Annotated in this window: 28 protein-coding genes; 19 read left to right on the top strand and 9 right to left on the bottom strand. The window is 38.3% G+C overall.

From position 1 onward, the window contains the following. Positions 1–479 precede the first annotated feature (479 nt). The 7 genes from MSBR3_RS07460 to MSBR3_RS07430 all read left to right on the top strand — a co-directional run bounded on the left by MSBR3_RS07460 (position 480) and on the right by MSBR3_RS07430 (position 6,273). A complete protein-coding gene (locus MSBR3_RS07460) occupies positions 480–1,232 on the top strand; it encodes a PspA/IM30 family protein (protein ID WP_048107364.1) in 753 nt (250 codons plus the stop codon). 3 nt (positions 1,233–1,235) lie between these two features. Further along, a complete protein-coding gene (gene pspAA / locus MSBR3_RS07455) occupies positions 1,236–1,514 on the top strand; it encodes a PspA-associated protein PspAA (protein ID WP_048107363.1) in 279 nt (92 codons plus the stop codon). Between the two features lie 120 nt (positions 1,515–1,634). Next, positions 1,635–2,330 (top strand): hypothetical protein, encoded by a 696-nt coding sequence (locus MSBR3_RS07450; protein WP_048107362.1) that lies wholly within the window; start codon positions 1,635–1,637, stop codon positions 2,328–2,330. A 265-nt stretch (positions 2,331–2,595) separates the two neighbouring features. Beyond that, the gene (locus MSBR3_RS07445) at positions 2,596–2,835 is read left to right on the top strand and encodes an SHOCT domain-containing protein (RefSeq protein ID WP_048107361.1); all 240 of its coding nucleotides are present in this window, start codon (positions 2,596–2,598) and stop codon (positions 2,833–2,835) included. A 1,134-nt stretch (positions 2,836–3,969) separates the two neighbouring features. Then, on the top strand, positions 3,970–5,277 hold the full coding sequence (locus tag MSBR3_RS07440; RefSeq protein WP_230627958.1) for an APC family permease: 1,308 nt from the start codon (positions 3,970–3,972) through the stop codon (positions 5,275–5,277). A 389-nt stretch (positions 5,278–5,666) separates the two neighbouring features. Then, a complete protein-coding gene (locus MSBR3_RS07435) occupies positions 5,667–5,873 on the top strand; it encodes a heavy-metal-associated domain-containing protein (RefSeq protein WP_048107360.1) in 207 nt (68 codons plus the stop codon). Positions 5,874–6,018: 145 nt separating this feature from the next. Next, entirely contained in the window at positions 6,019–6,273 is a 255-nt protein-coding gene (locus MSBR3_RS07430) for a heavy-metal-associated domain-containing protein (RefSeq protein ID WP_329956835.1), read from the top strand. Positions 6,274–6,647: 374 nt separating this feature from the next. Here the strand turns inward: MSBR3_RS07430 and MSBR3_RS07425 are convergent, their stop codons facing one another. After that, the gene (locus MSBR3_RS07425) at positions 6,648–6,998 is read right to left on the bottom strand and encodes a winged helix-turn-helix transcriptional regulator (RefSeq protein WP_048107358.1); all 351 of its coding nucleotides are present in this window, start codon (positions 6,996–6,998) and stop codon (positions 6,648–6,650) included. A gap of 122 nt (positions 6,999–7,120) precedes the next feature. Between MSBR3_RS07425 and MSBR3_RS07420 the strand changes: the two genes are divergently transcribed. The 6 genes from MSBR3_RS07420 (at position 7,121) to MSBR3_RS07395 (ending at position 13,451) form a co-directional block, all read left to right on the top strand. Next, positions 7,121–7,885, top strand: a complete 765-nt coding sequence (locus MSBR3_RS07420; RefSeq protein ID WP_048107357.1) for an ATP-binding protein — start codon at positions 7,121–7,123, stop codon at positions 7,883–7,885. Positions 7,886–7,925: 40 nt separating this feature from the next. Further along, positions 7,926–8,570, top strand: coding sequence for a flavin reductase family protein (locus MSBR3_RS07415; RefSeq protein ID WP_048107356.1), 645 nt, complete (start codon positions 7,926–7,928; stop codon positions 8,568–8,570). 266 nt (positions 8,571–8,836) lie between these two features. Next, positions 8,837–9,040, top strand: a complete 204-nt coding sequence (locus tag MSBR3_RS07410; RefSeq protein ID WP_048107355.1) for a hypothetical protein — start codon at positions 8,837–8,839, stop codon at positions 9,038–9,040. A 213-nt stretch (positions 9,041–9,253) separates the two neighbouring features. Further along, positions 9,254–9,460, top strand: coding sequence for a heavy-metal-associated domain-containing protein (locus MSBR3_RS07405; protein ID WP_048107354.1), 207 nt, complete (start codon positions 9,254–9,256; stop codon positions 9,458–9,460). Between the two features lie 626 nt (positions 9,461–10,086). After that, positions 10,087–12,951: a heavy metal translocating P-type ATPase gene (locus tag MSBR3_RS07400; RefSeq protein WP_048107353.1), complete on the top strand. Its 2,865-nt coding sequence runs from the start codon at positions 10,087–10,089 to the stop codon at positions 12,949–12,951. Positions 12,952–13,187: 236 nt separating this feature from the next. Continuing rightward, a complete protein-coding gene (locus MSBR3_RS07395; RefSeq protein ID WP_048107352.1) occupies positions 13,188–13,451 on the top strand; it encodes a hypothetical protein in 264 nt (87 codons plus the stop codon). Positions 13,452–13,491: 40 nt separating this feature from the next. Here the strand turns inward: MSBR3_RS07395 and MSBR3_RS07390 are convergent, their stop codons facing one another. Both MSBR3_RS07390 and MSBR3_RS07385 read right to left on the bottom strand, forming a co-directional pair. After that, the gene (locus MSBR3_RS07390) at positions 13,492–14,040 is read right to left on the bottom strand and encodes a rubrerythrin family protein (protein ID WP_048107351.1); all 549 of its coding nucleotides are present in this window, start codon (positions 14,038–14,040) and stop codon (positions 13,492–13,494) included. A gap of 166 nt (positions 14,041–14,206) precedes the next feature. Next, positions 14,207–14,506: an Hsp20/alpha crystallin family protein gene (locus tag MSBR3_RS07385; RefSeq protein ID WP_048107350.1), complete on the bottom strand. Its 300-nt coding sequence runs from the start codon at positions 14,504–14,506 to the stop codon at positions 14,207–14,209. Between the two features lie 691 nt (positions 14,507–15,197). On the opposite strand from MSBR3_RS07385, the gene MSBR3_RS07380 reads away from it, so the two are divergent. Further along, positions 15,198–15,524 (top strand): phasin family protein, encoded by a 327-nt coding sequence (locus MSBR3_RS07380; RefSeq protein ID WP_048107349.1) that lies wholly within the window; start codon positions 15,198–15,200, stop codon positions 15,522–15,524. A gap of 36 nt (positions 15,525–15,560) precedes the next feature. Here MSBR3_RS07380 and MSBR3_RS07375 read toward each other — a convergent pair whose 3' ends face one another. After that, a complete protein-coding gene (locus MSBR3_RS07375) occupies positions 15,561–15,827 on the bottom strand; it encodes a hypothetical protein (RefSeq protein WP_048107348.1) in 267 nt (88 codons plus the stop codon). Positions 15,828–16,227: 400 nt separating this feature from the next. After that, on the bottom strand, positions 16,228–17,232 hold the full coding sequence (locus MSBR3_RS07370; protein ID WP_048107347.1) for a hypothetical protein: 1,005 nt from the start codon (positions 17,230–17,232) through the stop codon (positions 16,228–16,230). A gap of 266 nt (positions 17,233–17,498) precedes the next feature. Here MSBR3_RS07370 and MSBR3_RS07365 point away from each other — a divergent pair, with 266 nt between their 5' ends. The 4 genes from MSBR3_RS07365 (at position 17,499) to MSBR3_RS07350 (ending at position 22,346) form a co-directional block, all read left to right on the top strand. Beyond that, positions 17,499–18,512 carry a helix-turn-helix transcriptional regulator gene (locus tag MSBR3_RS07365; protein ID WP_230627955.1) on the top strand — a complete coding sequence of 338 codons (1,014 nt, stop codon included), beginning with the start codon at positions 17,499–17,501 and terminating at the stop codon, positions 18,510–18,512. A 408-nt stretch (positions 18,513–18,920) separates the two neighbouring features. Beyond that, positions 18,921–19,424 (top strand): amino acid-binding protein, encoded by a 504-nt coding sequence (locus tag MSBR3_RS07360; protein WP_048107345.1) that lies wholly within the window; start codon positions 18,921–18,923, stop codon positions 19,422–19,424. 26 nt (positions 19,425–19,450) lie between these two features. Next, entirely contained in the window at positions 19,451–20,446 is a 996-nt protein-coding gene (locus MSBR3_RS07355; RefSeq protein WP_048107344.1) for a homoserine dehydrogenase, read from the top strand. 193 nt (positions 20,447–20,639) lie between these two features. Then, a complete protein-coding gene (locus MSBR3_RS07350; protein ID WP_048107343.1) occupies positions 20,640–22,346 on the top strand; it encodes an ATP-dependent DNA ligase in 1,707 nt (568 codons plus the stop codon). 21 nt (positions 22,347–22,367) lie between these two features. On the opposite strand, the gene MSBR3_RS20990 is transcribed toward MSBR3_RS07350, so the two are convergent. The 3 genes from MSBR3_RS20990 to MSBR3_RS07340 form a co-directional block, all read right to left on the bottom strand. Beyond that, entirely contained in the window at positions 22,368–22,724 is a 357-nt protein-coding gene (locus tag MSBR3_RS20990; RefSeq protein ID WP_052723321.1) for a UPF0228 family protein, read from the bottom strand. A gap of 10 nt (positions 22,725–22,734) precedes the next feature. Continuing rightward, entirely contained in the window at positions 22,735–22,953 is a 219-nt protein-coding gene (locus tag MSBR3_RS20985) for a hypothetical protein (protein ID WP_052723320.1), read from the bottom strand. A gap of 254 nt (positions 22,954–23,207) precedes the next feature. Beyond that, on the bottom strand, positions 23,208–23,546 hold the full coding sequence (locus MSBR3_RS07340) for a hypothetical protein (RefSeq protein WP_048107342.1): 339 nt from the start codon (positions 23,544–23,546) through the stop codon (positions 23,208–23,210). A 96-nt stretch (positions 23,547–23,642) separates the two neighbouring features. Between MSBR3_RS07340 and MSBR3_RS21420 the strand changes: the two genes are divergently transcribed. Next, the gene (locus MSBR3_RS21420) at positions 23,643–23,768 is read left to right on the top strand and encodes a hypothetical protein (RefSeq protein WP_268989129.1); all 126 of its coding nucleotides are present in this window, start codon (positions 23,643–23,645) and stop codon (positions 23,766–23,768) included. A 387-nt stretch (positions 23,769–24,155) separates the two neighbouring features. Here MSBR3_RS21420 and MSBR3_RS07335 read toward each other — a convergent pair whose 3' ends face one another. Beyond that, on the bottom strand, positions 24,156–24,755 hold the full coding sequence (locus MSBR3_RS07335) for a UPF0228 family protein (protein ID WP_048110168.1): 600 nt from the start codon (positions 24,753–24,755) through the stop codon (positions 24,156–24,158). Positions 24,756–24,849 lie beyond the last annotated feature (94 nt).

The following is a 24,849-nucleotide window of genomic DNA, read 5'->3' as shown; positions in this document are numbered from 1 at the left end:
TAACTGCTACAAGTCTCTACTGAGCTGAGCCTAAAACTAAAAATTGTTTATCTTAATCTCATATTCTGAATAATCAATCTAGTTTCTTATCATAGAAAATAGTTCTATCTCTTATTATGCTGGGTTCTCTGGTCCAATGGCCAAAAATATTGACTTTTATCATGTTCCCAATCCTTGAGGTACAAGAGACTGGCAAGAAAGGAGGAGCAAGAGGCATTGGGATTTTTGGCAAAGGATATTCCTGCTACATGGCAAAAGTTTCGAGATTTATACCACACTTTAGATAATCTACAAAAAATTATAACCTTACGTTTAATCATTGGGTAACTGATATATATCCAACGCTTCTTTAATTATTGGGGTATTATAGAAGTCATTGAATTTATCTGTAGGTAGACAAATTTCAATATTTATTTTATGAAAGTGTGAATCTTTAAGACCAGATTCTTGACGATTTAAAAAAGCAATGGGGGAGATACATGGGATTATTTTCAAGAATTGAAACGGTGTTCAAATCTAAGATGAACAAGTTGCTTAACAGAATGGAAGATCCAAGAGAGACCCTTGACTATTCCTATGAAAGGCAGCTCGAACTTCTTCAAAATGTCAAAAAAGGAGTTGCAGAGGTTGCAAGTTCAAAAAAGCGCCTCCAGCTCCAGCGTGTAAAACTGGTTCAAAACACTGATAAGCTTGAAAAGCAGGCAAGAGACGCAGTTGTCGCTGACAGTGATGATCTTGCAAGGCTGGCTCTTGAGAGAAAAGCTGCCCTTGCGCAACAGGTCGAAGGAATTGATCTGGAAATTGCAGAACTTGATCAGCAGCAAGAAAAGCTGGTAGAGTCGGAAAAGCGCCTTTCAACCAAAGTGGAAATTTTCAAGACAAGAAAAGAGTCCATAAAAGCCCAGTACTCAGCTGCTGAAGCCCATGTGAAAATAAACGAATCTGTTACTGGTATCAGCGAAGAGATGGCAGATGTAGGGCTTGCACTTGAGAGAGCTGAAAACAAAACCGAAGAAATGAAAGCTCGGGCTGAGGCAATTGATGAACTTATGGAAGCAGGTACACTTGAAGACCTTACAAGCGGCAGGGACGAAATTGATCGGGAACTCTCAAAGATAAGTTCCCAGAGCAATGTAGAATCCGAACTCGCCAGGCTTAAGGCCGAAGTCGGAAAAGATCCTGAAAAAGTGAAAACCGGAGAAGAAGGTACGGACGAAAGAAAGGAGGTCTGAAGATTGATAATCAGGATTATGGGTGAAGGCCAATATAGGGCGCCTGAAACTCTCTGTGACGACTTGAACCAGATTGATAACCGGATCCTGGACCTGGTTGAGGAAGGAAAAGCTGACGAGTTTAGGAAGGAACTCTCTAAGTTGATTTCAGAAATAAAGGAAAAAGGAGAGGCTATTGAGGCGAAAGAAATTCTTCAGTCCGATATTATCGTACCCCCCGAGGATCTCAGTATTGAGGAAGCAAAAGCCGTATTTAAAGGTTCAGGAATTTTTGAGGGCTAAAATTAAATCGTCTAAATCTTAGAGAGGAAAGTCAACGTTAAACCAAATTCCTCCAGTGTCGTACTACTGATCTTTATAGACAAATTTTGGGGATTTTATATTGTATAATTTGGGGTAATCATGGCAGACAGCAAAAATATCATAATTGGCCTGTTAGTACTGGTAATAATATTACTTCTTGCTTTTTTAGCCTTCAGGCCGATGATGTATAGTTCAACCTATAATCAAGGCGGTTATCAGCCCGGGCATATAGGGCCGGGAATGATGAACAATCCAAGCTATAACTATAGCTACGGACCGGGAATGATGGGCAATATGATGGCAATATATTATCCGGAGTCAAAACCTGTAACCCAGGACGAGGCTTTGAAAAATATAGAGAGCTTTGCCAGTCAATATGGCTCGAATATTCAGGTCGAGGACTTCATGGTATTCAGCGGCAACTATTATGCTGTTCTAAAAGACACAAACAGCAGTCAGAATATAGCTGAAGTTCTAGTGGACCGCTATTCAGGATCAGCCTATCCTGAACCAGGACCAAACATGATGTGGAACACGCGCTTTGGAGCTGGCAGAACAACGACCGGAGGTCCTCAATATGATATGAATGAGGCTAAAAAGCTGGCAGGAGATTTCTTGACAGGCTACCTGCCGGGAGCGCAGGTCATGGAATCTAATGAAATGCCCGGTTATTACACTTTTGATTTTGGAAGACAAGATATTGAAGGAATGTTGAGCGTAAATGCCTATAATGGCCAGATCTGGGTGCATACATGGCACGGACCTTATCTGGGCGGGATGAATACAACAAGCTGAATTTCTGTCGGTAGCCTGGTATTACAATTCTAGGTATCTTAAAAGTTAAATTTTTTGATTTACGTTTTTCCAGATTATAGTGTCTGGATTAGAGGCTTCTAGATCTTTTGCAATTGTAAATACTCAGAAAGTTTAAACCACTAAAGGACGAAAGAGACTCAAGAAAGGAAGTGAGAGATATAGAATTTTCAGTAATCACATAACCTTGAATAACTCAAATGAAAACCTTATTCAAAACATAATTTCGATTAAGGGGGTGGTGACAATGGATGGATTTATAAATCATTACGGTTACGGCATGATGGGGTATGGGGGTATGTTTTTCGGACTTATTTTCTGGATTATCATAATTGTGCTAGCTTATTTACTAATTAGATGGTTTGTTGAGCAAAATAAAACTAGAAGAAGTGAAGAGAAATCTGCGCTGGATATTGCAAAGGAAAGATATGCAAGAGGCGAAATTACTGAAGAAGAGTTTGAAGAAATGAAAAAACGCTTGATGTGAAACCTTCAAGATACTGAGCAGGAGTATCTTCAGTACCAATGTTTCGGTACCTATGTTTATATGTCTAAAATTAACTGCAATGTTGAAGAATGTTAATTGTTAATTACTGAACAAATTAAAAACAGAGAAAAACATTATCAAACTAAATTTCTATTTATTTAAAGCTCTCAATATGTGTTATTATGCTTGAAAGAGCAAAAAGATATCTTGCCATTAAAAAAGTGTTTTTTAAATATAATCTGTTTTCACTTTTGTATAAAGATACTCATCGGGGCTATTACAAAATAAAAAATGTACGTGTTCCATTGATTTGAAAAACCGGAGTAACGCTGTAAAACTCAGGTTTGCTTTTTAAGAACTTGGTCCTACTTTTATAAAACTTAGCCAAACTCTGAGCAAACGTTCGGATCTGCTTCCTCCTATCTATATTCAGGAACTGGAAAAATTGTAGGCTAAAGGTGATATTTTCAAAAAACATCGTTTACTTGATGAAATGTCAAAGAATATATTTTTAGCTATACTGATAATCATTTCTGCATACCTTATAATTAAAGGAAAAGGAAATATTACTTTATTAGGTGTTTTTGGATTTGTAAGTGAAACTTTGGCGTGGATATATTCAATCACTCGCTCTTAATCACTATTCTACAAAAAGTTCTCATATCGTCTTAAAAGTTATTTCTTAATTTTTGTTAAACATTTGTATGCAGAGAATTCTCTCCTATCCGATATAGTCGCTCAAAATAAACTATTATATAATTCAATAGATAATAACCTTCTATATACATTTGCAGAAAAACTTTTGCACGGCAGACGGTATTTGAAATCTGGACTTCTGTCGTTGACAGGCATCTGGATGCTTGCAGGTTACACCTGTGTATAGGGGAATAAGATAAGGGAAAATTGACCTTTTCCATTGAGCTTAGCTTTCAAAAATCCAGAGCTGTAAGAAGCTACAAAGTTTCCTATTCGTTCAATTTTTACTTAGCCAGATGGGTATTTAGCTAGAGGGGCGTTTAGCCAGATGGGTATTTAGCTAGAGGGATGTTTAGCTAGAGGGGCGTTTAGCTGCTATAGAGTGTATGCTGTGAGTCTCATTAATGTAAAAAACTTAACGCATACTAATTGAGATGGATGGAACCAGGAATGAACAGATACAAACCAAATAGTTTGACACTTAAAGGCGCTGTATCTTTGGGCACTGGCGTAATGATTGGTGCAGGTATTTTTGCACTTTTAGGACAGGTCGCTGAACTAGCTGGAGGGTTATTTCCAACAGTGTTTCTTATAGGTGCTATTGTAACTGCCTTCAGTGCATATTCTTACATCAAATTTTCCAATACTTATCCTTCAGCCGGAGGAATTGCCATGTACCTGGAAAAAGCATATGGTAAAGGACTTATTACCGGCTTTGGGGCATTACTAATGGCTTTTTCCATGGTGATTAATGAAAGCCTTGTTGCCCGTACTTTTGGGACCTATACAATCCAACTCTTTAATATAGAAGAAGGAAGCTTCCTTGTACCACTTTTAGGTGTTGGATTACTCGTCTTTGCTTTTGTAGTTAATATCTCTGGTAACCGTGTAATTGAAGAATTTTCTTCCTTTATGGCTTTTATAAAAATCGCCGGTATCGCTATCTTTGGAATTGCTGGATTATGGCTTGCGGATTTTTCTTTTACTAGCACATCTCCAGACACGACAGTAACCACGACGGAAGAATATTTAGCATCTATAGCACTGGCTGTACTTGCTTACAAAGGTTTTACAACAATTACTAACAGTGGATCAGAAATTGATAACCCTCACCAGAATGTGAGTAGAGCAATAGTTATTTCCATAGCAATTTGTACAATTGTTTACCTTTTAGCAGCTTTAGCAGTTGCTGGTAATCTTACTCTGCCTCAAATCATTCAGGCAAAGAACTTCGCACTGGCAGAAGCAGCAAGACCGGCTTTTGGAAATTTTGGTTTGTGGTTTACTGTAATATTAGCGATTATTGCAACAACTTCAGGCATAATTGCCAGTGTCTTTGCAGTTTCCCGCATGCTTGCTATGTTAACTGACATGCATTTAGTACCACACAAACATTTTGACATGCCAGGAAATGTCCAGAAACATACTCTGGTTTACACAGTTGTTGTTGCTATATTACTAACAATCTTTTTTGATTTAAGTAGAATTGCCTCTCTTGGAGCAATTTTTTATTTAGTTATGGATATCATTATACATTGGGGACTTTTGCGTCACATGCGTGAAGACATTGATATAAAACCGTATATCGTCATTACAGCAATCGCGCTTGATGCAGTTATTCTAAGCTCTCTACTATTGATAAAAGCATCCACTGATACTTTATTAGTTGTCGTAGCACTTATAGGAATGTTACTTATTTTTGTTGGAGAAAAGATATTTTTACATTTACGTTCGGACCAGGAATGACAACGAGTAAATTTAATGTTAAAACAAAGTTTACGCATGTAGTAAATAATCAACGTATAAAATAAAGACTGGACTAATTTGGTGGGGAAAATTTGTTTTTGCCTATCCCTGAACCTTCTAAGAAGAATCTACCTCGTGGACATGAATTACCTGAAATAGCGATGAACTCGTCTGATTAATCTGAGTGCCGAGTATACACTAAGGTGTCGTATAAAATCGACTACAAATATTCAAAATAGTTCAATCCTTGAGGATTGACGCGACACTGAGTTACGCAAAGAATTTGTGGCAAAGCAGACATATTATTATTAATCCTACAATATTCCAGAAATTATTTTATTAATTTATTATGTTAAATTATCAGGTAAAGTTATACGGAGATTGAAAACATGACTCAAGAAACCGTCAAGGTTGAAGGCATGTCCTGTATGCACTGCCAGTTGAGGGTTAAAAAGGCTGTTGAAGCTGTAGAAGGAGTACAGAGGGCGGATGTAAACCTTCAGACCAAACAGGTAACTATTGATTTTGAAGAAGGAAAGGAAAACCTTGAAAAGGTCAAGGCTACAATTCGTGAAACCGGGTATGTGCCTGTTTAATGTAGTCTCACGTAAATAATAGCTGGTGCTGGTTTCAAAGAATATATATAAAAGGTACAAATGCAAATAATATCTAGTAATGGTTTCAAAGAATATATCGTAAAAGTAATAAACTTTACATATGGGTGAAGCGCCTGTTTGAAAAATACAATTATGTTGTGGGGGTGAATACATCGGAGAGACAACATTCATCGTAGATGATCTGGTATGCAGGTACTGCAAGGACATGGTTGCAAGACTCGTTACCTCTATCAATGGGGTTTCCAGAGTAAATATCAATATTCCTGAAAGAACAGTAAATGTAACCTATGATAGCCGAATAACTGACGCATATGTCATACAGATGGCTTTGCTTAAAGCTGGCTATAAAATCGTAGAGGATCCCGGAAAAATCATTTAAGCAGGGCAATCCTGAAAGGCCTGAATAGTTACAGATCCGCTACCGGACAGTTATCCGATATCTGAATTGTGGCAGATCCAATAGAAGTTACTATAAAAGTCCATGACATGACCTGTGGTCATTGGTGGAAAAGGATAGCAAATGCTATTTAGGATAGAATAGTAAGTGCTATTTTTTCTTCTAATGAAATGAAAATTGCTTTAGATTTAACGGACTTTTAAGGGTATTTTAAACAAGCGTAATTTTAAAGGAGTTTTAAATTTAATATTTATGTGGTTCTAAGCACAGGTTCCGAAGTACATTATTCTTATGATCAAACAGTTATGCTTTCTCTTTCATACGTGCAGTCGCTTTTAAGGAGTACCTGTACTTTTTCAGGTGGAATTAAAGATTTCATGATGCAGATTATCCCTTTTCTCCGCCCATTTTATTAAAGGAATTATTACTTCACAAAGCTCTTTTCCATCGTCTGTCAAAAAGTATTCAACCCTCGGAGGTATCTCGGGAAATGCTTCTCGTTGGATCAGGCCTTCTTTTTGGAGTTCTTTTAACAGGTCGGTAAGTGACTTTGGGCTGATACCCTCAAGAGTGTTCATGAGATCATTGAATCGTAATCTATTGTGATGTCCAAGGGCACTAATAACCTGTATTGCCCATTTTTTGGATATTATGGTGATAATCCCTTCAATGGGGCACAAACAAATTCCGTTACTATTCTTTTTCATAGTCACTTTATCACTATTAACTTTATGTTATTAATACTATAGAATGTATTGTGATTATTAATAATATATGTTATTATTTAAGTATTTTTTAACAATAGATATTCTTATACAGAGGTAAAAGGATGAAAGTTCTTATATGTGGAAAAGGCGGAAGTGGCAAGAGTACTATTACTGCTCTGCTTGCAAAATCCATGGCTAAAAAAGATTATAATGTACTTGTGGTTGATAGCGATGAGTCAAATTTCGGGCTTCATAAACAGCTAGGCCTTGATATGCCCGAAGATTTCATGAATTATCTTGGAGGGAAAAAAACCCTTGGGGAAAAACTAATGCAGGCTTATCAGAAGGGAGATACCGTCAGTATTTTTGAAAATAAATGGCAAATTTCTGATATTCCAGAAGCTTATGCTGTAGAAAAGGAAAACATTAAAATGATAACAATAGGCAAGATTCATGACTTCGGAGAGGGATGTGCCTGTCCGATGGGTGCTCTTGCAAGAAATTTTCTGAAAAATACGGAAACTACTCCTGAAGACATTGTATTTGTGGATACCGAAGCTGGTATCGAGCATTTTGGAAGGGGAGTTGAAGAGGGTTGTGACCTTGTGTTAATGGTGCTTGATCCATCTTACGAATCCATAAGGCTTTCTAAAAAAATAAGTGAACTTGCCGAAAAAGCCGGAAAGCCTCTATATTTTATTCTTAATCGTGCAGACAAAATAGGAATTCAGTTAATGATGGAAACCGTGGGTAAAAACCATATTCTGACTTCAGTTCCTTCAAACTCGGAAATATTTCTAGCAGGGTTTGAAGGAGAAGAGCTAAAAGTGGAACTTCCGGAAATCGAATCAGTTGCTGACTTTCTAATCTCAGGAGTTCACTTTTGAGATCGAGAAAGGAGACAATTGTAAATAGCGTAGTGGTAATATGATATTGGAAAACTTCAAACGAGAATCGATAGTTCCCATGCCAGTTACATTTATATCAACGATTAGTGAAAACGGAGTTAGAAATATAGCACCATATTCTTGCTTTATGCCTGTTTTACGTCCTTTTGATTTAGTTTGTGTAGCTTCGGCAAAAAGGAGAGATACATTAGTTAACTTAAGAAGTACAGGAGAATTCGTTATTAACATGCCCGGTACTGATATGGCGGATAAAGTGATACCAACAGCCTTACATGTCCCTCCCGATATTGATGAATTCGAATTAGCTGGTCTAAAGGAGAAACCTTCAAAAAAGATCAAGGCACCAGGAATTGAAGGATGCTACGCATGGATGGAATGTAAACTAGATCATATAATTGAAGAAGTGTATGATGGTTTTCCCTATGCATTGATTCTTGGCAAAGTAGTATATCTTGAGGTAGAAGACAGTGTCTACGACAAAGAAAGTGGTTCCTGGGACGTAGAAAAAGCCAAGCCTTTAATGATGACAGGATCAGACGAGGGTATGCATTTCTGTACTGTCAACGGCATAGGTAAATTTGAGCCTTATGGAGCTATGTTTAAGAACGGTAAAGATCCTCTGGAAAGAATGTATAAAAAAGAGGAGGGTCAAGAATGCAAGTAAACAAAGGAAAATTTTAATAAACTAGAAAAATAAGTCAAAAAGCTCGTATTTTAAACTGCTGAGAGTCTTATATTACTGTTTTCTCAGTCTTCTCAGTCATTACTGTTTTTTCAGTCAGTACTGCACAGTTCAACTGAAAATACAACGTTCTCAGGTACATTGATCTCCATTGACAGCTAACTATGTGTTTGTTTAAACCCATAAGTCCAGTAATCTGGTTTTGAAACCATAATGATTCGGCGTAAGAAACTCGTAGAATCATACATATGGTTTTTAAAACTTGGAATTTAAAACTTGGAAACTTAAAACTTGGAAACTTAAAACTTGGAAACTTAAAACTTGGAAACTTAAAACTTGGAAACTTAAAACTTGGAAACTTAAAACTTGGAAACTTAAAACTTGGAAACTTAAAACTTGGAAACTTAAAACTTGAAAACTTAAAACTTGAAAACTTGAGGTTCAATCTTTGAGTTATTAGGACTTATGCACTTGAGAAACAAAACCATAACCGAAAAGACTGTGAATTAAAGCCTTGTTTTAGATAGTTAACGATTTGGTACTTTGACTTTTCAGTTCAACTGCGTAAGTGATATTTATATTAAAAATGTTTAGACTTATAGTTGGAAATAAATATAGTTTAACATAAATTATAGTTTAACGTAAATTATAGTTGGAGATATTCTATGACACAAGAAACCATAAAAGTTGAAGGCATGTCCTGTATGCACTGTCAGATGAGAGTTAAAAAAGCAGTTGAAGCTGTCGAAGGGGTACAGAAGGCGGACGTAAACCTTCAGACCAAACAGGTAACTATTGATTATGAAGAAGGGAAGGCAAACACTGAAAAGGTCAAAGATGCGATCAGGGAAGCCGGATATGAACCTGTCTAATGTGATAGTTTTACGTAAGTAATATTGGCTCTTTGCCATTTCGAGTGGGTAACTTACATTTAGTTCCAAAATATTGAAGTAGCATATCTAAAATTTAGAAGCATTTATGATTGAAAATTACATTCAATCTTAATGTTTTTATATTTGATTTGATATGAATACTTTCTAACTAATTATTTTTAATTCATACAATACACGAAGAGCCTAAATTTCTTGTTGGTTTAAAGATTATTCTACTAAAAGTCACACTAAAACTCATACTAAAAATATACTAAAAATTATACTAAAAGGTACAAGCTTTTATATATGGGTGAAGCGCCTGTTTGAAAAATATAACTGCGCTTTGGGAGTAAACATGTGGGGATAGCACGTTTATAATAGACGCAACCTTCATGCAGGTACTGCAAGGACAAGATCGCAAGATAGATTACCTTTGTCAATGAGGGTTCCAGGGTAAATATCAATATTCCTGAAAAACTATGAATGTAATCTCTGGCAGCCGGATAAATTATACGTGTTTCATACAGATGACTTTACTTAAAACTGGATATATATCTGTAGAAGAGCTCGGAAGAAACTTTTAAATCCCGGGCAGTCCTGAAAAATCTGAGTAGGCGGCAGATCCGATGGAAGTTACTATAAAAGTTTATGACATGACCTGTGGTCACTGCCAAAAAAGAGTAACGGATGCCATTTCTTCTCTTGAAGGGGTGGAATCCGTTGATGTAAATCTTGAATCCGAAAGTGCGACGGTTAGCTTTGATCCTGAAAAAGTAAGCCTTGATGACATAAAGGCAGCTATTCGGAAGGCAGGATATCCAACAGAAAATGAAAACGAGGTTCAGGAAGAGGCCAGGACAGAAGTTCTCGGCACAATAGAGATTGGAGAGGAGACTTCAAAAACTCCGGAGTCGGCTTTAGAGGAACCAAAGGAATCTAAAGAGGTTCCTCAAACCTGTCCCTTAACTGAAACTTGTGAACTGACAGAAGAAGAAACTCGAAACTCAGGCCCGAAAACCGGTCGAAAAGAAATTACGCTTGGAGTTTCCGGTATGACCTGTTCGGCCTGTGCCTCAAATATTGAAAGAGTACTGAAGAAAAAAGCAGGCGTAGATTCAGTAGTTGTTAACCTTGAACTTGGAAGGGCAAAGGTAGGTTTTGAGCCTTCGCTTATCTCTCCAAAGGAGATTGAGGAAACTATCGAATCTATCGGATATAAGGTAGAAAAAGACACTGTAACTCTGAGTCTTGAAGGTATGAGCTGTGCTTCCTGTGCTGCAAATATCGAGAAAGTCCTTAACAGGATTGAAGGCGTAATTTCAGCATCCGTAAATTTCCCGCTTGAAAAGGCAGTTGTGGAGTTTGACTCCTCCCGCGTCTCTGTCAGAGAAATAATTGCCGCAGTTCAGGGAATTGGCTATGGGGCGTTTGTTAAGACTGAAGCTGTTGAGTATGAAGACAGAGAGCAGATGTCCAGGGATTCCGAGATCCGAAGACAGAGAAATAACCTGATTATTGCTCTTGTTCTAGGGATTCCAATAGGGCTAGGAAACATGAGCATGATGTTTCCTTTCCTGTCATTTGTACCTGATTTCCTTTCCAATCATATCGTTCTTTTTGTACTGTCCACTCTTGTTCTCCTTTTCCCTGGCAGACAGTTTTTTGTCGGGGCTATTAAGGGGTTCAAGTATGGCGTAACTGACATGAATCTGCTGATTGCAGCAGGGACAGGGTCTGCCTACCTTATCAGTGTAGCAGCAACATTTCTTGATCTTGGTCCAGGGTATAATAATCTTTACTATGACACTGTAGCTTTTCTGATTATTTTCATTGTCCTTGGCAGGTATCTTGAGGCAAGGGCAAGGGGCCAGACCTCCGAAGCAATTAGAAAACTGATGGGCCTCAGGGCAAAAACTTCCAGAATCCTTGTAAACGGCATTGAAAAGGAGGTACCTGTTGAAGAAGTGGCAGTTGGCGATATTGTTGTTGTCCGGCCCGGAGAAAAGATTCCTGTTGACGGAACGGTAGTTGAGGGAAGTTCTGCAGTAGATGAGTCCATGCTTACCGGAGAAAGCATCCCTGTAGAGAAAATACCCGGTGATACCGTTATAGGGTCCACTCTTAACAAGACAGGCTCTTTCAATTTTCGGGCTACAAAGGTTGGGGCTGATACTGCCCTTGCCCAGATAATCAGGCTTGTTGAAACTGCGCAGACTACGAAAGCTCCTATCCAGAGGGTTGCAGACGTTTTTGCCGGAAACTTCATAGTAACCGTGCATATTATTTCGCTTCTGGCCTTTTTCTTCTGGTTTTTCATAGGTTACTGGCGTTATGGAGTGGGAGAATCCGTAACTCTGGGTGGAATCAGCCCATTCCTGTTTTCCCTGCTTATAGCGATTACTGTCCTTGTAATCTCATGCCCGTGTGCAGTAGGGCTTGCAACTCCTGCAGCCATTATGGTTGGTACGGGTAGAGGTGCTGAGAACGGGGTTCTTATAAAAGGTGGGGAAGCCCTTGAGAGAGCGCACAAACTTCATACTATTGTTTTCGACAAAACAGGCACGCTTACGGCAGGCACTCCGAAACTGACAGATTTGGTCGCCGTTTCCGGTCACGAGGAAAAGAGTGTACTTTTTATTGCAGCAACGGCTGAGAGAGGATCCGAACATCCTCTTGGGGAAGCTATTGTAAAAGCGGCCGAAGAGCAGGGGATCAGCCCGGAAAAGGCAGAAAACTTCCATTCCGTTCCCGGAAAAGGAGTAGAAGCATACTTTGAAGAAAAAAGAATTTTGCTCGGCACGCGAAAACTTATGGAAGAAAAGGGAATTTCCTTTAAAGAATTAGAAGCTGAAATGCGGGCCTTTGAGAAAAGCGGAAAGACTGCAATGCTCGTGGCTTTCGGAGAAGAAATTATTGGCCTTGTTGCAGTTGCTGACACCCTGAAGGAAAATTCAAGAGAGGCTGTTGAAACTCTTAAGAAAATGGGTCTGGAAGTAGTTATGATTACTGGCGACAATGCTGTTACAGCCAGTGCAATAGCAAAAGAGGTAGGTATTTCCAGAGTACTGGCAGAGGTACTTCCTGAAGACAAAGCCAATGAAATTAAAAAGCTTCAGGAAGAGGGTAACCTTGTCGGAATGGTGGGTGACGGCATTAATGATGCTCCTGCGTTAATTCAGTCAGATGTTGGAATTGCAATGGGGGCAGGTACGGATGTAGCAATGGAATCCGCAAAAATTGTGCTTATCAAAAATGACCCAAGAGATGTGGTCGCAGCTATTAAGCTTAGCCGGCTTACCATAAACAAGATCAAACAGAACCTTCTATGGGCTTTTGGATATAACACGATAGGAATTCCAATTGCAGCCGGAATCCTTTACCCCTTCGTTCACAGAATCCTGATTACACCTGAACTTGCCGCTGCTTTCATGGCTCTCAGTTCGGTCTCGGTAACTACCAATTCCTTGCTAATGAAAAGAAGCAAACTTTAAGCAAATAACTCAGATCATTTCAGTTTTAGCATTTAGGACTTACGCAGGTGAGAAACAAAATCAATTATGACAAAGACTGGAGATTGAAGCCATATTCCAGATAGTTAATAAAGCCATATTCTAGACAGTTAATAGTTTGATGCTATTGATTTTCAGTTCATCTGCGTAAGTCCTGATATTTAAAAAAGAAAACTTAATCAAAAAATTAAACAGGAAAGTTAAAATGGGAGATTTATATGGTAAAATTCGGTTCCACAGATAACAAGCCAAAAGTAGTACTTCTGCTAAGTCTTGCCACTTCGATAGTACTTGATGTACTTTTTCTTTCCGGAGCTCTTTTAACCAACGTTTCAAGAGGAGAAACAGCCTACACCCATGTAGACATGGCTGCAGGTTCGATTTTTGTTTTTGTAATTTCCATGATAATATCATTGTCTCTCTGGCCTAGAATTACTGAGTGGATTGAAAACAGGGAGACAAATAATAAAATCCCGGATTAATTTCTGGAAAACCGACTCAGGAAAAACAATTATCACTCATTTATTTAAATGGAGTAAATTTATCTTTTAATGCGCCACACACAGGACATCTGTCGGGTGCTTCTCCTTCAAGAGTATACCCACATACTTCGCAAACCTGGATTGTGTCTAGTTCAATGTCCTTTCCGGAGTTAACTTCCTCTAATGCTCTTTCAAAAAGCTGTTTATGCAGTTTCTCACTGGCGTATGACCATTCGAAACTCCTTTGTGCGCCTTTTTCTCCCTGGAACTTTGCAACTTCAATATATGTAGGGTACATTTCTTCGATTTCATATGTTTCACCGGCAATAGCCAGCTTAAGATTCTTTACGGAATCGCCAGGGCCAAAAGCTGCCATACTATTTGCAACAAATCCTCCATCGAGATGTCTTAACTCCCGGTAATGGTCTCCTGCATGTACATATTCTGCATGGGCAATTGCACGAAATAAACGAGCTACATTATCGTACTTTTCTTTTTCGGCCTGGTTTCCAAAATGTAAATATCTCATGTGTGCCTGGCTTTCTCCTCCGAATGCGTTAATAAGATGCTGTTCTGTCATTTTCCTCATTTATAAACCTCTTTTTACGAAACTGTACATTATAATTTTGGACTCTTACGCAGTTAAATAATTAATTACAAAAATATATCGAAAATCTGTTTAAACTATTCTGTTTAAACTATTTAGGTTTAATTCGATTGATTTCTCGGCTCAACTGCGTAAAGTCCAAATTGACTTACTCGATTTTTACGTCTACCGCATTCTCAAATGGCTGCTGATAAGGTACTGTTACTTTAAGTACACCGTTTGAGTACTTGGCTACCGCTTTTTCCGGGACTACAGGGCAGCAAACTGCATAACTGTCTGCATATTCAACCCCTTCCTTTGTGGCTCTTACGTAAAAACCGTCTTCGGTAACCTTAAAAGAAATATCTTTTTTGTCCACTCCAGGGAGAATTACCTCGATTTCAAGGTTTTCATATTTGTCGTCAGGATATGCACATATAGAAGGTGATACTTTTAAAGTGTCTGCCATTAGAATTACCCCCAATTAACATTATCAATTAATGTATTTATATATTTTCGTTCGGTTAAGTAATTTGTTAACGTTAAAGCACAAATCCGTACTGCGTCTGATTGCGTCTGCTTTCTATGCTTTGACCTAGCTCGAAGAAAATTAAGACGTTTAAAGTAGAGTTTGTTTTTACCTTTTCTCCGGGTTTTAACCATAGACAAGTGCAAATTATCTGGAAGGAATCCCGATACATAGTTTCATTAATAATAATAATAATAATAATAATAATAACTTTTAAAGTGTTAATTTAAAAAGAGCCAAAGTCCGGATCTCACATAAAGTCAGATCTCTATTTATAAAATACTCAGAAAACATTTATATAAAACACAGGCAAATAATGTAAGAAAAGAAAATTAAGAACAGAAAACTGTCACATAGATTCAGATTAAAACCTAAAACCGTTATATAAATTCAGATCAAAGCCTAAAACCGTTATATAGGTTCAGATCATACCTAAAATGTCATATGCAAACCGAAATTGAAAATCGTCACAGAAAGTAGACTGCAAGACATCTCAAACAAGACCAGGTTAATATCTACTTTCTAAGATAGTGATTTTTAATACATCCTTTAGATCAATTATTAGCTATTTTCGTAGAATAATTTTTTTTAAGCTTTTTTCAGATTGATAATTTAAAAGCGAGTGTTTATAATGAAAGAATCCGTCAGAAAACTTGGGCTTATAGGAGCTGGCCTCTGGGCAATAACCGAAGACAAAGTAAACGATCTTGTAAAGGAACTTATTGATAAAGGGGACATCAGTAAGGAAGAAGGCAAAAAAGCTATCCAGGATATGCTTGAAGAACGAAAAAAACAGAAGCTTGATCTTGAAAAGAAAATCTCTGAGAAGATTCAGGAATCTATATCAAAAACTGATGTATTTGCTAAAAAAGATATGCATGAACTTGAGTCCAGGATAGAAACACTGGAAGATGAAATTCAAAGAATCAAAAACAAAGAAAAAATGTTTTTCAAGTGAAAACAATTTTTTAACAACTTTCACTTCTTTTCCATTTCACAATTCTTCAATTTCTATGTCTTCTTCAGGGCTTGCCTCCTTAAGCAAGTCTTCTAGCTCTGCCATATCAGAATCAACCTCCTGGATATCTGCCTGTGTAAGTCCCATATCCATCTCTGTAGTTGGTACCCCATTCCCTGCCCCGACGACGTTTGCATTTACTCCTGACTTCTCTACTTCAGACGTACTGTTCCCGACACAACCGGATCCTGCAAGCCAGATAATTAAAGCTGACAGTACAAGCAGGTGAACGAATTTAACCATTTTCTACCTCCTTAGTTTTGTAATTTTTTCAATATATTTTCCAGTCTCATCTCCTGAGCTAGAGTTTTCCCTTTTATTAGAAATCATAATTCTTTGGGGGAATGTACTTAATCAAGTAATAATCGTATTACATTTCGATCTAAAAGTATGATATTTAAAACTAAATGTATTACGTTTAGAATCCGAAGTATTACATTTAGCTACTAACCATATTAAATTTAAAATTGAAGATGTTACATCTAATATTAACCATGATAAATTTAAAGTTAACGGTGTTACATATAAGTACTATCTGTATTATTACATATAAAATGCTAACTGTATTTTTACCTATGTTGACTATTTCCGCTACATCCTCGGCATTGATTGTATTTTCAGGCTACCTTTTACGTGGATTATGTTAGTTTCTAGCCTTAGTTCCGTTTTCTTCGGTTTCATAATTTTTGAGCTTGACGAAAATTTCTCTGAGTAACTTATTAGCTTTACTGATATCATTGAGGGACTGACGAAGGTAATTATTCGCAGTTCGCATATCTTCCCGAGTTACATTCTCACCACTATATAGGGAATCTGCCATTACTTTCTTCTCCTGGGCGGATCTAATGTAAGAAATATAACTGGCGAGTTTGATCTCAAGTTCAGATGTATCAACGCCGGTCTCTTTCAGATCCTTAATTTCTACTCCAAGTCTCTCAGAGAGGCTTTCGGATTTTTCAAGAAATTCTCCTATTTTCTCACTTACAGTCTGCCCTGCACTTGAAAGGCTGATTTTCTCAGCATCATTCCATATTTCACGTACGGACCTTACCACGACCAAAAGCTCTCCCTGACTTGACGTATTTGCAACGTTTAACTTTTCAACTTCAAGCAGTCTTATCTTTTCATCTATAACAATAACTTTTTCGTTAGTTTCGTTCCCGTTTGAGTATTCCATATTGCTCTCTACATTTGAAAGGTGAGCTATCATATAGTTAATACTTGAGTTAAGGTAAGACTTTGTAGCATTTACAGCTTCTTCGGAGTTGGAGTCAAGTTCTTTTGCCCGAATACGGTCCTTTATTTTGAGAAAATTTTCTTTTGCTTCATTGTACTCTTGCTTATGGGACTGGAGTTCGTCCTCAAATTGTTTTTTTTCCTGTTTGTATTCGGAAGCTTCGCTTCTGTTTTCTGTACTGAGATTCTTCTGCTCTTGTTTCACATCGGATTCAGAGCTACTGGACTCACTCACGTTGTTAGTTTCGTTGTATGAAACGAGGGTACTTTCATGCATATACTGGTTCTGACTGCCGTTTCCGTGATCATAAGAATTTCTGGCAGCGAGGGAGCATCCTGGTACTAATAGACTGAGCAAGGTTAATATAATCGTAAAACAAGCCAGATCTCGAACAATTCTTGACTTTTTCATCTGACTGCCTCCCTTTATAAGTTATTACAACGTTATAAGGATCAGGTAAATATAATTATTCTTTTCGGAATTGATCTTATTAACAGGCAAATATCGACTTTCAAGCTTGATACACTCCCTGACTACTTCACAAAGCTTTAATAGGTATTTATTTTTTTCTATCTATCTCTTTACCAGGAAAAGTAAAAGATTTATGCTAAAAGCCCATTTAACATTTCGTGAATTTTAAAAAGCTATGCAGTTTCTCACTTATTTTCTTTCTCATTATGGTCTTTCAGGGAAATGCAATCGCGGCCACAATTCACGGGACAGTCTATGAGTGGGATACTTTCAAGCCTCTTAATAACTCAGTTGTAGAGATTAATTCCACCCCGGAACAGAACATTATCGCAACGGATTCAGAATACTCGTTCAATCTAACCCCCGGAACTTATACAATAAATGCCAGTTATCTTGAAGGAAACAGGATCGTTTATATAGCTCAGGAGAAAGTTGTAATCTCAGGTGAAGGAGAATATAGGCATGATCTTCTCCTTTTCCCACCTTCTCATGAAGAGCTTCTGAACCAGGATAACTTTGAAGCCCCTTATCTGGATTACGAAGAGACAGAACCCGTATCTCAGGGCTCTCACTATTCCGTTTTAGCTCCTGCTTTCCTGGTTCTTATAGTCCTGCTTCTAGCCCTCGTGCTGGCAGCCTACCTTTTAGGAAAGAAGCATGAAAAATCGATAAAGAGTCCTTTTCCTGAAGGTTACCAAGAGCGATATTTGCTGGAGTCTGAAAGCTTCACAAGGGATGCGATATTTTCTGAAGAGATCGAAACCGATTCAATCGAAAATACAACCGATTCAGATGAAAACATTATTGAAACATCGGAACTGAGCTCTGAGCAGTTTGCTGAAAAGTTCGAAGGAATATCCAGTACTGACAAATCTATACAGCAGAGCAAGCCTACAGAAGAGATCCAGAATATCTCGAGTCCTCCTTTCCGTGAGAAGGAGCCTAATAAATCGAGTTCTGAAGTTAAAGAACATTCAAAGCTCAATCTTCCCGAAGATCTTAAGGAACTTCTGGAAATGGTTCGAGAAAGTGGAAACCGAATTACTCAGAGAGAACTACGAAAAAAATCTCCCTATTCGGAGTCAAAAGTCAGTCTTATGCTCTCAGATCTTGAGGAGCGCGGGCTAATTGAAAAATTCAAAAGAGGAAGGGGAAATATAGTCCGTATTCCGGATGTCCATATCTCCAAGCAGACCAAACATGAAAGCAAGAAGGAATAAGCGGATACGCGTCCTAAAATTTTTTGTAGAGTCATAAACAGTAAACTATATAACTGAATTCACTGACTAAGCAGTAGAAACAGTTGACAATAGAGTACGTGGTATATATTTGAGTACCCTTTTTGATCTCTTATTCCCAAGAATTGCTTACCGATATGAATTTACTAACTGCAAATTCGAGTAATAGGACTCTGCTTTGCGGGAACGGATTTGAAACTCGGATTGTAAAATTCAGGTTCAAGAGGCTATGGCTGGATTGAAGCCGGATATTCTAATATACCACCTTAACCCTGACAGTAAGCTGGTTAATAATGCGTGAATGAGCATTGTAAGACTGGTAAATTATTATTATTATTATTATTATTTGAACTGCAGAAGGGATTATTAAAAAAATGTACGAGGGACAACATGCGAGTTTCCATGGACATTGAATTAAAAGATGTACCCGGGCAGATGCTTTTAGCCCTCCAGCCCCTTTCGGAATGTAAGGCTAACCTGATAACAGTAGTACATCATCATCAAAAGAGGACCCCCAGAAAAACAGTACCTGTAAAGCTTGTACTTGAAACCAGGCCTGAAAGCATTGAGACAATAAAAGCTAAACTTGAAGAAAACGGAATTCGAATTGTAAGAGTCGGTGAACACCGTTTCAGAGAAAGCATAAACGTAGTGCTTATAGGGCATGTGGTCCATACAGGGATCCAGGATACGATTGATGAGATTGACAGGACAGGGTTTGCTGAGGTTGTGGATCTTTCTCTCTCTATGCCCGGTATTAATATGCTTTCTTCAGCCCTCATAAAAATCGATGCTGTTGGTAAAGAGGACTTGCACAGGGCACTTTCTATTCTCAAAGAAGTCTCGGCAAAAAAAGACCTGCTTATGGTTCTTCCAATTGATATCCAGGCCTGAAAAATAGTTTTAGGAGATTTGAAAACATGAAAACAGTGTGCTGTTCCATTCTCGGGTTCGGTGCAATCGGACAGGGCGTGGCTGAAGTACTCCTTAAGAAAAAAGAGTATCTGGAAAATATCGGGCTGGAAGTAAAAGTGGTTGCTGTTGTGGACTCAAAGGGTGCAACTATTAATCCTGAGGGAGTGGATCTTGCCAACTGTCTCGCCAGGAAGAGGACAGACGGAACTGTAGCTCTTGAGAACCTCTCTGGAGTTGAGGTTATCCAATCCGTAGCTCACGATCTTGTAATTGAGACTACTCCCACAAACATACGAACTGGCGGAGCAGGTCTACAGAATATGTTTGCGGCCTTCCAGACTGGAAAAGACGTTATTACTTCTAATAAAGGGCCTCTTACCCTTAAGTACAGAGAACTAATGGAAGCCGCAAAGGTAGCAGGCTCTCATTTCAGGTTCGAAGCGACCGTCGGTGGGTCAATGCCTATTATTAACCTGTCAAATGAGGTGCTTGCAGGCAATAAGGTTAAAAGTGTCAAAGGAATTCTGAATGGGACCTGTAATTATATCCTGACAAGAATGCTGGAGGAAAGGGCAAGTTACAATGACATTCTTGCCGAATCCATGCAGCTGGGAATTGCTGAGACCGATCCTACATATGATGTTGAAGGGATTGATACGGCCTGCAAACTCGTTATTCTTGCCAATGCAATTTTCGGACTTGATGCTACTTATAGCGACGTTGAGGTTACGGGAATTACGAAAGTTACGCCTGAAGCCCTTGAGATGGCTTATGAAAGAGGGCATGTAATTAAACTCATAGGTGAAGTCAGCAGGGAAAGAATTCATGTAGCTCCCAGACTTGTACCTATCAACCATCCCCTTGCAGTTGGAGGAACCCTGAATGTGGCGTCGGTAGAAACTGAACTTGCAGGAGAAATTACGGTTACGGGTAAAGGTGCAGGCCCGATTGAAACCGCAAGTGCAATTCTTAGTGATCTAATTGCAATTTATGGCAATTGATAGGTTCAGAACTCAGATTAAAAATTCAGGTTCAGAACTCAGATTAAAAATTCAGGTTAAGAATTCAGGTTAAGAATTCAGGTTAAGAATTCAGGTTAAGAACTCAGGTTAAGAATTCAGGTTAAGAATTCAGGTTAAGAATTCAGGTTTTGTCCCGAATTCGGAAAAATAAAATTAAAAAGCCGCGTTGATCATGACAAGTTTCAGGGAATTTGCAGAAACCTGCCAGGCAATTGAAAAAATCTCGAGTACAATTGATACTACAAGTAGGGTTGCTGACCTTCTTAGAATGGTTGATGTCGAAGAACTTCCCATTGCAACCCATTTTATTATGAGTGAGGTTTTTCCTGCCTGGAGTGGAGAGCAATTGGGAATTGGTACGAGTCTGCTGTATGTTTCTCTTTCCAGGGCCTCCGGAATGCCAGTAAAAAGCATAGAATCTCTTATTCGGACTACTGGGGATATCGGAGACACAGCTCTTCTTATCCTTAAGGAAAAAAGGAAAAACCAGGTTACTTTTTCTTCTTTCTTCGAAGAACATCCAGAGCTCTCAATAACCGAAGTCTATAATCGTTTTAAAATCGCTTCAGAAGCCTCGGGGAAAGGCTCACAGGACATTAAGATAAAGAACCTTCAGTTCCTCTTTAATTCTTCGACCCCAAGGGAAGCAAAGTATATTTCCAGGCTTGCGCTTGAGGAACTCCGTATAGGCGTCGGAGAAGGTGTTGTAAGAGACGCTATTGCAAAAGCTTTCTCCGTGCCTGCTGATGTGGTTGAGCATGCCTTTATGGTTACGAATGACCTTGGGATAGTTGCTGCAACTGCCAAGGAAGGTGGGGTGGAAGCCCTGAAACACCTGGGAATTGAAATCAACCGTCCGATTAAGATGATGCTCTCACAGATCAGTCCTGATATAGTTGCCGATATAATGGAAATGAAGGAGGCTGCAATCGAATGGAAATTCGACGGGGCAAGAGTCCAGGTCCATAAGGCTGGAAATTCGGTTACGCTTTTCTCACGGAAACTTGAAAATGTAACAAATTCCCTCCCTGACCTTGTAGAGATAATCCGCAAACATATAAAGGCCGAATCCGCAATCCTTGACGGAGAAGCCGTTGCAGTGGACGAGAATGGTAAGCCCAGAGCATTCCAGGAGATCCTTAAACGTTTCCGGCGCAAGTACGACGTGGAAGAAAAAGCCCTTGGTATCCCTATTCAGCTCAATCTTTTTGACATTATGTACTTAAACGGAAAAACGCTAATTGACCTGCCTCTGATCGAACGGCGAAAAGCACTTGAGTCCTGTGTTGAAAGTTCGGTTGAGGATTCAAAATCCATTTGCGTGGACAAACAGGTGATAACCGGAGACCTGGAGCTTATAGAGAAGATCTATAAGGAAGCCTTAGAAGCCGGGCACGAAGGAGTTATGGTCAAAAACCCGAATTCGCTTTATTCCCCTGGCAAACGAGGCAAAAACTGGCTTAAGAAAAAGCCTCTTATGGAAACTCTTGACCTTGTAGTTGTTGGGGCGGAATGGGGCTTTGGCAGGCGCGCAAATCTCATAGGTTCCTACACGGTTGCCTGTTATGACCCAGAAACCCTGCGTTATCTTCAGGTCGGCAAGGTTGGTACGGGCCTGACCGATGACCAGCTAAAGGAGCTTACAGAGATGCTTTCCGGGCTCATGGAAGGCGGAGAAGCAGGCGGTGTATTTGCAATCCGACCGAAGATAGTTCTGGAAATCGCCTTTGAGGAAATCCAGAAAAGCCCCAATTATGACTCCGGTTTTGCGCTTCGTTTTCCACGTTTTATCCGCATCCGGGACGATAAAGACCCTGAAGAAGCCGATACAATCCAGAGAATTGGAAAGGTATACAGCCAGCAGTTGAAAAGGCTGTAAAAAGTGGTGGCTGATGTTAGCTTACCCCTCAATATAACCAATCCCTACGGTCAAAACCTTTCCATTCACTTCAAGCTCATTTTTGATTCTGGTTGCATCACTCTCCGAAATCCAACTCCTTTTTTCATTTGAATTAGTTGATCCATCTACAAAACAGATAAGACACAAGATGGAATTTTTCACACGAAGGTTATTTTTTTCTATTATATCGAGAAAACTTTCGTCCTCGATAGCTTGTTTAGTTACTGTGATCACATAATAATTTCCTTTTTTGAAATCAGGGAATATAGGGTCAGTCCAATTCTTCTCTTTCCGCAATTCTTCTCTTATAATATTTCTTTTGCCTGGGTCTACGATTATATAGTACCTTTTTGACATAATTTCAGAATTATATTCTTATACTATAGTTTACGGGTATATTGCAGTTTTCGAGAATAGATTGAACTTCCGGTTCAGTAGTTCCATTTTCAAACTCGACAAAGAGAGTGCCTACTAGTGGTTTATTAACTGGATTTTTCGTATCCATTGGCATTTTTATAACTCCCCAGAGTATGATAAGAATCAGAAAAATAATAAAAACTGCAATTTTCTTACTAATTTTACTCATATCTATACCACAAAAAGATGAGGAGTAAAACTCCTCATCTCACATATATACGGTTAACTTCTTGACCTGGACTTTCTACAGTAGAAAAACCAGATCCAACGGGCCATGGATCATTTATCTTTAAGTATTGTACCCCAAAATCAGTATATGAATATCCCTTACAAACTCGAGCATGACCAGTAATTCCACTTTTAAATGGTCTATAACTGTTAATTTAAGAAAGACATCAAAATCTTATATTCTGTATTTACCGTTTAGTCAGCAAATTCACAATGCATATCATAATACTCATTATTAACTTTTATATAATTAGTTCCGTTATTGGATGAGATTTTTCCGAACTCCGTTATATTTTCATGGTAGTTGGAAGGAACTTTAATATCTTTTCCTGGGTTCATCACCGCCTCTTTAATACCGGGATATTTCTCAAGATCTTCTAAACTGAACTCTGTATATCTCTCTGGCGAGTCTTGAAGTTTATCTGCGCGAACATACATACCTGCTCCAGGCTGATAAATCACTAAAAAGAAAACCAGAAATAGTGCAAGGATTCCAAAAGAAATAATCATTAGAGCTGTTGTCGTTGATTTCATATAACCCTCTCCCTAAGCACATCACAAAATAAAGTCTTTGAGTCCTATGATTATTCTCTGATTTTGATTGTTAGAGACTTTGCGCAAAAAGATTATATGTATATAGCTACTGACAGTATTTTTCCCACGAAAATCAATCTGAAACTGGACAGTTACATCAATCTGATCCCCCATATACTGGTAGAAATACACCTCCTGAATGCCGACCCCAAAATTACCTAATGTTTCATAATTTATGTTTATTCTTTTGAACCAAATGTAACTGAAATTCCCTTCATGCGTCTTCGGTTAAGTGAAGAATCTTGATAAATTGCCCCCACTTCCTCAATAGTTGTAAAATTTTTGATTTTATTGTAGGCTGGAACAGGGTATCGATTTCATGTGAATTGGCCAAAATTTAAGGTAGGCTTCTGGTGCAAAATCGATATATTTCGGGCAAGAAAATTCCTTAACCGATAACCAATGAACTTCCCTCAGCTTTTAGTCTTTGAGCTATCTGCTATTGTACAAGATTGAAGTATTAAAAGTTCTTAAACATACGAAATAATTTTAGGGCACAACACAGTAGTTATCCAATTATCCGTTGAGTAATGTAGTCAATCGAAGACTTTAGTTACTATAAATATAACTTAGCTGTACAGTAAAGACATTTTCATTTTTTTCAAGCTCATTTTTTATCCTTATTGCATCTTCTTTAGGAATCCAATACGTCAGGGAGCCATCACTATGAAGAAAACGAATTTTGCACCAAACAAACCTTTTCACCTCAATATTATACTTATCCAGTATTGCAAGAAATTTTTCGTCTTTGGTTGCTTGTTCAGAGACCGTAAAAACATAATAATCTCCTTTTCTGATAATGTGAGCAGGAGAATATACAATCCAATCTTTTTTCTCTTCCCTCATCGCTTTATTAAGCTCGTTTCTTATGACGTCCCAATTGTGTTTGTCCACCATTATGTAATACCTTTCATCCGTCTTATTAGTATCATATTCCATTCTATAGTTCCGAGTCATATTAATATTTTGAAGAATGACTTTTACTTCTGGCTCAGAAATTCCATCTTTAAATTGAATATACAGACCACCCACTTGCGATTCGGGATCTGGTGTAGATGTATTAACTGGAGTTTTTATAAATCGTCCAGCAATCATTACAAAAATAAAAAAAATGATAAAAAAAATGGTTACCTTATTGATTTTGCTCATATCAACACCTAAAAAATGAAGAAGATTCGATAAACCCATAGACTGGCATCTGTATAAGATATAAGCAATCATTGAAACCAGAGATTTGTCGAAC

This window comes from Methanosarcina barkeri 3 (assembly GCF_000970305.1).
Classification (GTDB): Archaea; Halobacteriota; Methanosarcinia; order Methanosarcinales; family Methanosarcinaceae; genus Methanosarcina; species Methanosarcina barkeri_A.
This window is presented reverse-complemented; position numbering and strand designations above follow the sequence as displayed.